The organism is Kribbia dieselivorans NBRC 106261, assembly GCF_001552435.1.
GTDB classification, from domain to species: Bacteria; Actinomycetota; Actinomycetes; order Actinomycetales; family Dermatophilaceae; genus Kribbia; species Kribbia dieselivorans.
On sequence record NZ_BCRE01000135.1, the window covers coordinates 1 to 8,027 of the forward strand.

Annotated in this window: 10 protein-coding genes; 9 read left to right on the forward strand and 1 reads right to left on the reverse strand. The window is 69.8% G+C overall.

The genetic code is table 11. From position 1 onward, the window contains the following. Window positions 1–226, forward strand: a 226-nt coding sequence (locus KD1_RS17195) for a hypothetical protein (RefSeq protein WP_217995872.1), incomplete at its 5' end; no start/stop codon positions are given. Here the strand turns inward: KD1_RS17195 and KD1_RS11470 are convergent. Further along, window positions 175–750, reverse strand: a complete 576-nt coding sequence (locus KD1_RS11470; RefSeq protein WP_157073315.1) for a TetR/AcrR family transcriptional regulator — start codon at window positions 748–750, stop codon at window positions 175–177. The two genes, KD1_RS17195 and KD1_RS11470, sit on opposite strands and share 52 nt — an antisense overlap. A gap of 185 nt (window positions 751–935) precedes the next feature. Between KD1_RS11470 and KD1_RS11475 the strand changes: the two genes are divergently transcribed. The 8 genes from KD1_RS11475 to KD1_RS11510 all read left to right on the forward strand — a co-directional run. Beyond that, entirely contained in the window at window positions 936–2,114 is a 1,179-nt protein-coding gene (locus KD1_RS11475; protein ID WP_068402038.1) for a thiolase family protein, read from the forward strand. 47 nt (window positions 2,115–2,161) lie between these two features. Continuing rightward, a complete protein-coding gene (locus KD1_RS11480) occupies window positions 2,162–3,862 on the forward strand; it encodes a long-chain-fatty-acid--CoA ligase (RefSeq protein WP_068402041.1) in 1,701 nt (566 codons plus the stop codon). 10 nt (window positions 3,863–3,872) lie between these two features. Further along, entirely contained in the window at window positions 3,873–5,027 is a 1,155-nt protein-coding gene (locus KD1_RS11485; RefSeq protein ID WP_068402043.1) for an acyl-CoA dehydrogenase family protein, read from the forward strand. A gap of 157 nt (window positions 5,028–5,184) precedes the next feature. Further along, window positions 5,185–6,381, forward strand: a complete 1,197-nt coding sequence (locus tag KD1_RS11490) for an acetyl-CoA C-acyltransferase (protein WP_068402045.1) — start codon at window positions 5,185–5,187, stop codon at window positions 6,379–6,381. Window positions 6,382–6,422: 41 nt separating this feature from the next. Then, window positions 6,423–6,815 (forward strand): YidH family protein, encoded by a 393-nt coding sequence (locus KD1_RS11495; RefSeq protein WP_174521109.1) that lies wholly within the window; start codon window positions 6,423–6,425, stop codon window positions 6,813–6,815. Beyond that, window positions 6,812–7,147 carry a DUF202 domain-containing protein gene (locus KD1_RS11500; protein ID WP_068402047.1) on the forward strand — a complete coding sequence of 112 codons (336 nt, stop codon included), beginning with the start codon at window positions 6,812–6,814 and terminating at the stop codon, window positions 7,145–7,147. Before KD1_RS11495 ends, KD1_RS11500 begins: the two co-directional genes overlap by 4 nt. Then, window positions 7,144–7,764, forward strand: a complete 621-nt coding sequence (locus KD1_RS11505) for a DNA-3-methyladenine glycosylase I (RefSeq protein WP_068402049.1) — start codon at window positions 7,144–7,146, stop codon at window positions 7,762–7,764. The genes KD1_RS11500 and KD1_RS11505 overlap by 4 nt, the downstream gene beginning before the upstream one ends. Window positions 7,765–7,773: 9 nt before the next feature. Then, on the forward strand, window positions 7,774–8,027 hold a 254-nt coding region (locus KD1_RS11510), incomplete at its 3' end, for a LysR family transcriptional regulator (RefSeq protein ID WP_157073316.1).

Genomic DNA, 8,027 nt, shown 5'->3' on the forward strand with positions numbered 1-8,027 from the left:
CCGCTGGGGTGGCGGCGGGGGTGGCGACGGTCATAGGGAGCACGCCGGGGCGGGCCTGCTGACGACGTTGCTCGCCCGGCGCGTCGACGACCTGGCCTACGGCGCCGGCGTGTGGGTGGGCAGCATCCGGGCCCGCACGTGGCGCGCGCTCACGCCGAAGTGGTCCTGGCCTGGTCAGCGTTCCAGGCGCACGACGATCCGAGGTGGGTCGGACTCGCCGAAGTGAGTCACCGTCCGGTCGACCATCGGTTGGAGGAAGAGCTGACCGATCTGGGCGGTCAGGACCGCGGCGACCTGCTCGGCCGTGCTCCGGCGGGATGCGGTCAAACCGGCCGCACGAAGCTCCTGCAGGTTGGCGGCCGCGAGGTCGGCCAAGCGGTTCAGGAGGACACCGCGGTCGTTCGGGTCGAGGATCGTCCGGCGCAGGTAGTCGACCATCGCCGTGTTGCTCGCCAGCATCTGCGCGACGTTGCGGTCGCGCGCGGCGCCGATGTCTCGACCGCTGCCCACGATCTTCACCGAGGCGGTTGCCTCGGTGAAGGCAGCGACGATGAGGTCCTCGACGGCATCGCGCAACCGTTCCTTCGTGCCGTAGTGGTGCACGACCAGGCCGACCGTGACTCCGGCGGCGGTTGCCACGGCGCGCATCGTCGTGCCGTCGTACCCGCCGCCGGCGAAGAGCGCGAGCGCGGCGTTGCGGATGCGGGCCTTCGCGGTGAGGTCGTCGGGTCGAGCTGGCACGGCAGGCATGGCGTGAGGGTACGCGGTCATCGGGTCGATGCTCCTGACGTGGCGCGGCTCGTTGAGATCGGCGACTCTCCGAGGAGGGGTGTCGCAGTTCGTCGGGCCTGAGTGTGTGTAACGGGTATTGAACAGTGAACCAGTTCGCTGTATGTTCGTACAGTCCTTCGACATCCCTTGGAGCTGACCCACCCATGACCCGTGAAGCTGTCATCGTCGACGCCGTCCGTACTCCCGTCGGGAAGCGTGGAGGCCGACTCAGCGGCTGGCACCCGACCGATCTGCTGGCCCACACCCTGACCGAGCTGGTGACCCGCACCGGGGTGGACCCCGCTCGGATCGCCGACGTCATCGCCGGGTGTGCCCTGCCACGCGGTGAGCAGTCGGGAAACATCGCCCGCAGTGCCCTGCTCGGCGCCGGCCTGCCCGAGGCCATTCCCGGCACGAGCGTCGACCGGGCCTGCGGTTCGGGGCAGCAGTCGGTGCACTTCGCCGCGCAGGCCGTCCGCTCCGGTGAATACGACTTCGCCATCGGCGCCGGCGTCGAGTCGATGTCGCGCGTCGACCTCGGCCCGCTCTTCAACCCCGGAGGCGGCATGGGCGACTGGTACGGCGAGCGTCTGCTCGCGCGCTACGACGGCAATCTGCCGGCCCAGGGCCCGTCGGCCGAGCTCGTCGCGGCGAAGTACGGCCTGACCCGCGAGCAGCTCGACGCGTTCAGCGTCACCAGCCACGAGCGGGCGTTCGCCGCGACCGAGGCCGGGTACTTCGCCAGCCAGTTGGTGGCCATCGACGGGCTCGCGGCCGACGGCACGACCACGCCGGGCATGGCGCGTGACGAGGGGATCCGCACCACCGTGGACCCCGAGAAGCTGGCCGGCCTGCGTCCGGTGTTCGCCGACGACGGCGTCATCACCGCGGGCAACGCCTCGCAGATGAGCGACGGTGCGGCCGCCCTGTTGGTGGCCGAGCGGAGCGCCGCGGAGGCAGCCGGGATGCGCCCGCGCGCCCGCATCGTCTCGATGGCCGTGGCCGGCGACGACCCGCGCCTGCAGTTCACCGCGGTCGTGCCCGCCACCCGCAAGGTCCTCGATCAGGCCGGCCTGACCATCGGCGACATCGACCTCGTCGAGGTCAACGAGGCATTCGCGCCGGTGCCGCTGCTGTGGCAGGCCGAACTCGGCTACCCCGCCGACCAACTCAACGTCAACGGCGGCGCGATCGCCATCGGCCACGCGCTCGGCTCCACCGGTGGGCGACTGCTCACCCAACTCGTCAACGAGCTCGAGCGTCGTGAGGCGCGCTACGGCCTGCTGACGATCTGCGAGGCCGCCGGCATGGCCAACGCCACCATCATCGAGCGCCTCGCCTGAACACCTCGACCATTATTGACGACCATCAGACCCACGGAGACGAGTTCATGACCACCGAAGCCCATGACACCCGAAGCCACATCGTCGACGGCTACCCCTCGACGATGGGCGACGACGTCCAGCTCAACACGACCACGCTGATCCGCCACGCCGCGCGCACCCACGGCGAGCAGGAGATCGTGTACCGCACGGCCGACGGCGGCTGGGACCGCTACACCTACGCCGACTCCTACGACCGCATCCGGCGCGGAGCCAACGCCCTGCGGGCCCTGGGTGTCGAGCCCGGCGACCGCGTCGGCGTCATCGACTGGAACAGCCGCCGTCACTTCGAGCTCTACTGGGCCATCCCCGGTCTGGCCGCCTGCATGATCCAGGTCAACCTGCGCCTGGGCCCGGAGGACCTGGCCTACGTGCTCACGGACAGCGACACGAAGGTCATCCTCGTCGACGAGACGCTGCTGCCGGTGGCCGAGGCCATCGCCCCCGACGTGCCGCACGTCACCACGTGGGTCGTCATGTCCGACAAGCCGGCCGGCGAGATCACGACCACCCTGCCGAACGCGCTCCACTACGAAGACCTCATCGCCCAGGCCGAGGCGACCATCGAGTGGCCCGAGGTGAACGAGCGCTCCGCCTATGCCGCGTGTTACACGACGGGCACAACGGGGCGGCCGAAGGGCGTCTACTACAGCCACCGCACCATCGTGCTGCACGCCTACGCCATGTCCTCGGCGATCGGCATGACCCTCGACGACTGCACGATGATCATCACGCCGATGTTCCACGGCAACGGCTGGGGCCTGCCGCAGGCCGCCGCGCTGATGGCCAACAAGATCGTCCTGCCGGGGCGCTACACCGCCGACGACCTCTCCCCGCTGACCGAGGCCATGCTGCGCGAAGACGTGACGGTCGCCAACGGCGCTCCGGCGATCTTCCTGCCCATGCTGCGCTACATCGAGGGTCTGGAGACCAAGCCCGACCTGAGCCGGCTGCGCATGCTCTCCGGGGCCACCGAGCCGCCGCTGGCGATGATGCGCGGGTTCCGTGAGCTCACCGGCGCCGAGGTCATCCACGCCTACGGCGCCACCGAGACGACGCCGCTGGTGACCGTCAACCGCTTCAAGCCCTCCGTGCGGGCGCGCCTGAGCGAGGACGAGTTGTTCGAGCTCAAGCGCAAGCAGGGATACGTCATGACGAACGTTGACATCCGTCTCGTCGACGGTGACGGCAACGATGTGCCGTGGGACGGCGTGAGCCAGGGCGAAGTCGTCGTTCGCGGGCCGTGGATCACCGCGAGCTACCACGGCATGTCCGCCGAGGATTCGGCCGATCGCTTCCTCGACGGCTGGTGGCGCAGCGGCGACGTCGGCACGATCGACTCCGACGGTTACCTCAAGATCACCGACCGCCTCAAGGACGTCATCAAGAGCGGTGGCGAGTGGATCTCCTCGATCGACATGGAGAACCTGCTCGTCAGCCACCCGAAGATCGTCGAGGCCGCCGTCGTCGGCGTCGAGCACCCGCAGTGGCAGGAGCGCCCGTTCGTGCTCATCGTGACCCGGGACGGGGCGGAGATCTCGCTCGACGAGGTCCACGAGCATCTCTCCCCGGCCTTCGCCAAGTGGCAGTTGCCCGAGGCGATCGAGGTCGTCACCGAGATCCCCAAAACGAGTGTCGGGAAGATCAACAAGAAGGAGATCCGCGCCGACTACGCGGACGTGTACCGCGCCGCGCAGGCCCAAGGCTGAGGAGAAACGCATGATTCTGGACGACTACCGCTCCCCGTGGCTGACCGAGGAGCTCGACGACCTGCGTGACCTGTCGCGCACGTTCCTCGCCAAGGAGGCCACCCCGAACCAGGAGCGCTGGGCCGAGCAGCACTCGGTCGACCGCGAGTTCTGGAACCAGGCCGGCGCGGCCGGGCTGCTCGGGCTGAGCCTGCCGACCGAGTACGGCGGTGGCGGGGGCACCTTCGCCCACGAGGCGGTGCTGATGGAGGAGCAGGCCTACGCCTTCGACAGCGCCTGGAACAACGCCGTGCACAGCGTCATCGTCGCGCACTACCTGAGCGTCTACGGCACCGACGAGCAGAAGCAGCGTTGGCTGCCGAAGGTCATCTCCGGTGAGTCGGTGCTCGCGATCGCCATGACGGAGCCGAGTACGGGATCCGATCTTCAGGCGGTGCGTACCCGGGCGGTCCGGGACGGTGACGACTACGTCATCAATGGGTCGAAGACGTTCATCTCGAACGCGACCAACTGCGATCTGCTCGTCATCGTGGCGCGCACCAGCGACGAGCCCGGCGCCAAGGGCCTGTCGTTGATCGTCGCCGAGGTCACCGACCTGCCCGGCTTCGAGCGCGGCCGCGTGCTCAAGAAGATGGGGCTGCCCGGCCAGGACACCCGCGAGCTCTCGTTCGTCGACATGCGCGTCCCGGTGGCCAACCTCCTCGGCGGGGTCGAGGGCCAGGGCTTCGTCCAGCTCATGCAGCAGTTGCCGCAGGAGCGTCTGTCGATCGCGGTGACGGCCGTGGCTTCCGCGGAGGCGGCGGTCCGGGAGGCCATCGCCTACGCCAAGTCGCGCGAGGCCTTCGGCAAGGACCTCCTCGAGTTCCAGAACACCCGGTTCGTGCTGGCCGAGTGCGTGGCCGACACCCTGGCCGCCCGCACCATGCTCGACCACCTCATCGGGTTGCACGTCGAGGGCAAGCTGGACGCCGCGGGGGCCTCGCTGGCCAAGTTCTGGACCACGGACATCCAGAACAAGGTCATCGACCGGTGCCTGCAGATCTTCGGCGGATACGGCTACATGTCGGAGTACCCGATCAGTCGGATGTACGCCGACGCGCGCGTGCAGAAGATCTACGGCGGCACGAACGAGATCATGAAGGAGTTGATCGCCCGGTCCCTGTGACCGCGCGCTCTCCTGCGCAACGCCACGAGCCGGGCCGAGGACCTCGACGTCCTCGGCCCGGCCCTTCTCTTGCCACCGATTCTGGTGTTGGCTGGTTCCCGACCGGTATACATCTCCCGAGCCGACCGGCCACCATTCCTGAGGACAAGGACCCACCATGCGCGAAGCAGTCATCGTCTCCACCGCCCGCACCCCGATCGGCAAGGCCTATCGGGGCGCGTTCAACGACACCTCCGCGCAGGAGTTGGCCGGTCACGCGATCCGCCACGCCGTGCAGCGGGCCGGTCTCGAGGGTGGCGAGATCGAGGACGTCGTGTTCGGCGCGGCGCTCCAACAGGGCTCGACCGGCACCAACGTCGCCCGCCAGGCCGCGTTGCGCGCGGGTCTGCCGGTCACGGTGTCGGGCATGTCCCTCGACCGTCAGTGCGCCTCGGGTCTGATGGCCATCGCGACCGCGGCGAAGCAGGTCGTGCACGACGGCATGCAGATCGCCGTCGGCGGTGGGGTCGAGTCGATCTCGCTGGTGCAGAACGAGCACATGAACACCTACCGCGCCAAGGACGCCTGGCTCGTCGAGCACGTCCCGGCGATCTACATGCCGATGCTGCACACCGCCGAGGTCGTCGCCGAACGGTACGGAGTCTCGCGCGAGGCCCAGGACGAGTACTCCCTGGTTTCGCAGCAGCGCACCGCGGCGGCGCAGGCGGCCGGCAAGTTCGATGACGAGATCGTGCCGTTGGAGTCGGTGCAGCTCATCACCGACCGGAGCACCGGCGCGACCCACCACGAGACCGTCACCCTGACCAAGGACGAGGGCAACCGTCCGTCGACGACGCTGGAGAGCCTGTCCGGCCTGCGCCCGGTGCTGCAGGAGGACGGGGGCCCGCAGCGGTACATCACCGCAGGCAACGCCTCCCAGCTCTCCGACGGTGCGTCGGCAGCCGTGGTCATGGAGGCCGAGGAGGCCCGCAACCGGGGCCTGCAGCCGCTGGGCATCTACCGGGGCATGGCCGTCGGTGGCGTCGAGCCGGACGAGATGGGCATCGGCCCGGTCGTGGCCGTGCCGAAGCTCCTCAAGCAGCACGGCTTGAGCGTCGACGACATCGACCTGTGGGAGCTCAACGAGGCCTTCGCGGTCCAGGCGCTCTACTGCCGCGACCACCTGGGCATCGACCCGGAGAAGTACAACGTCAACGGCGGCGCCATCTCCATCGGCCACCCGTATGGCATGAGCGGGGCCCGCATGACCGGCCACGCCCTGATCGAGGGCAAGCGCCGCGGCGCGAAGTACGCTGTCGTGACCATGTGCATCGGCGGTGGCATGGGTGCCGCCGGCCTGTTCGAGGTCCTCTGACCCACCGCCTCGAACGAGAACCACACCCTCGGGAGGGGCCAGTGAGCCGTGACGCATCGCCGCCCACACGCGGCGCCCTGCACCGCTGGCTCCTCCCCGGGGGCGAGGACCCCGACCCCCGCTTCACCCTCGCCAACGAACGCACCTACCTGGCGTGGACCCGCACGGCCCTGGCGCTGATCGGTGGCGGGGTCGCCGTCGAGGCCTTCACCGCGCAGGTCTGGAACACCGCGGCCCGCCAGTCGGTGGCGCTGCTGCTGCTGGGGCTGGGGGCCATCGTGGCCGTGACGGCGCTGGTGCACTGGATCCGGGTCGAACGCGCGTTGCGCGACCGGAGTACCGTTCCGCTGCCCCTCATGGCACCGATCGTCACCGTCGCGATCGCCATCGGCGCGGTGGTCGTCGCGGTCCTGATCATCGCCGCGACCCGATGACGACCCACCAACCCGTCGTCCACGGCGATCCGGGATTGCAGCCCGAGCGCACCGCGCTGGCGTGGGAGCGCACGACGCTGTCCCTGGCCGTCATCTGTCTGCTGTTCCTGCGGTGGACCGACACCCTGGGCGTGATCGCCTTCGCGCCGACGGTCCTCGCGCTCGTTGTCGCCGCGCATCTGCGGCTCCGCCACCGACAGCGGGCGCGTCGGGCCGCCGCGGCGATCGCCTCGGAGCGCGGTGTCGCCGACGTGTCGTCCGCCCTCACCCTGACCGTCGCGGTCGTGGCGACGGCCCTGCTCGGCATCGCCATCATCGGGGTGCACGCATGACGGCCGAGACCGGAGGAACGGGGGAGGCCGGCGCCGTGCCCGGCCCGGACGGGTTGCTCCGCACACCGTGGGCCCTGAGCGACCCGCTGTTGCTGACGTACTACGACACCGAGTGGGGCCTGCCGGTGCGCGACGAGGCGGCCCTGTTCGAGCGACTCAGCCTGGAGGCATTCCAGTCGGGCCTGTCGTGGCTGACGATCCTGCGCAAGCGCCCCGCCTTCCGGGCGGCGTTCGACGACTTCGACCCAGACCGCGTGGCCGCGTTCGACCAGAGAGATGTCGACCGTCTGCTCAACGACGCCGGCATCGTGCGCAACCGGGCCAAGATCGACGCGACCATCGGCAACGCGCGCGCGACCGTGACCCTGCGCGCCTCCGGCGGGTTGAGCGACCTGATCTGGTCCCACCGACCGGCCGTAACGCCCCAGCCGCGCACCATGGCCGAGATCCCCACCCAGTCGCCGGAGTCGGTGGCGCTCGCGAAGGCTCTCAAGGTGGCCGGTTACCGCTTCGTCGGGCCGACCACCGCGTTCGCGCTCATGGAGGCCATCGGCCTGGTCGACACCCACCTCATCGACAGCCATCGCCGGGGCGCCTCCGGCCTGTGGCCGGTCTGAGGCCGCTTCATGGAGCTACGTCACCTGCGCTACTTCGTCGCCGTCGCCGAGGAGAAGAACTTCTCCCGGGCCGCGGAACGGCTGCTCATGGCCCAACCGCCGCTTTCGCAGGCCATCCGTCAGCTGGAGCGCGATCTCGGCGTGACGTTGTTGGCCCGCTCGACGCGCAAGGTGGACCTCACGCCCGCCGGCGGGGTGTTCCTGGTGCGGGCGCGGCGGATCCTCGCGGACGCCGACGACGCGGCGGCGCAGGCGGCGCGGGT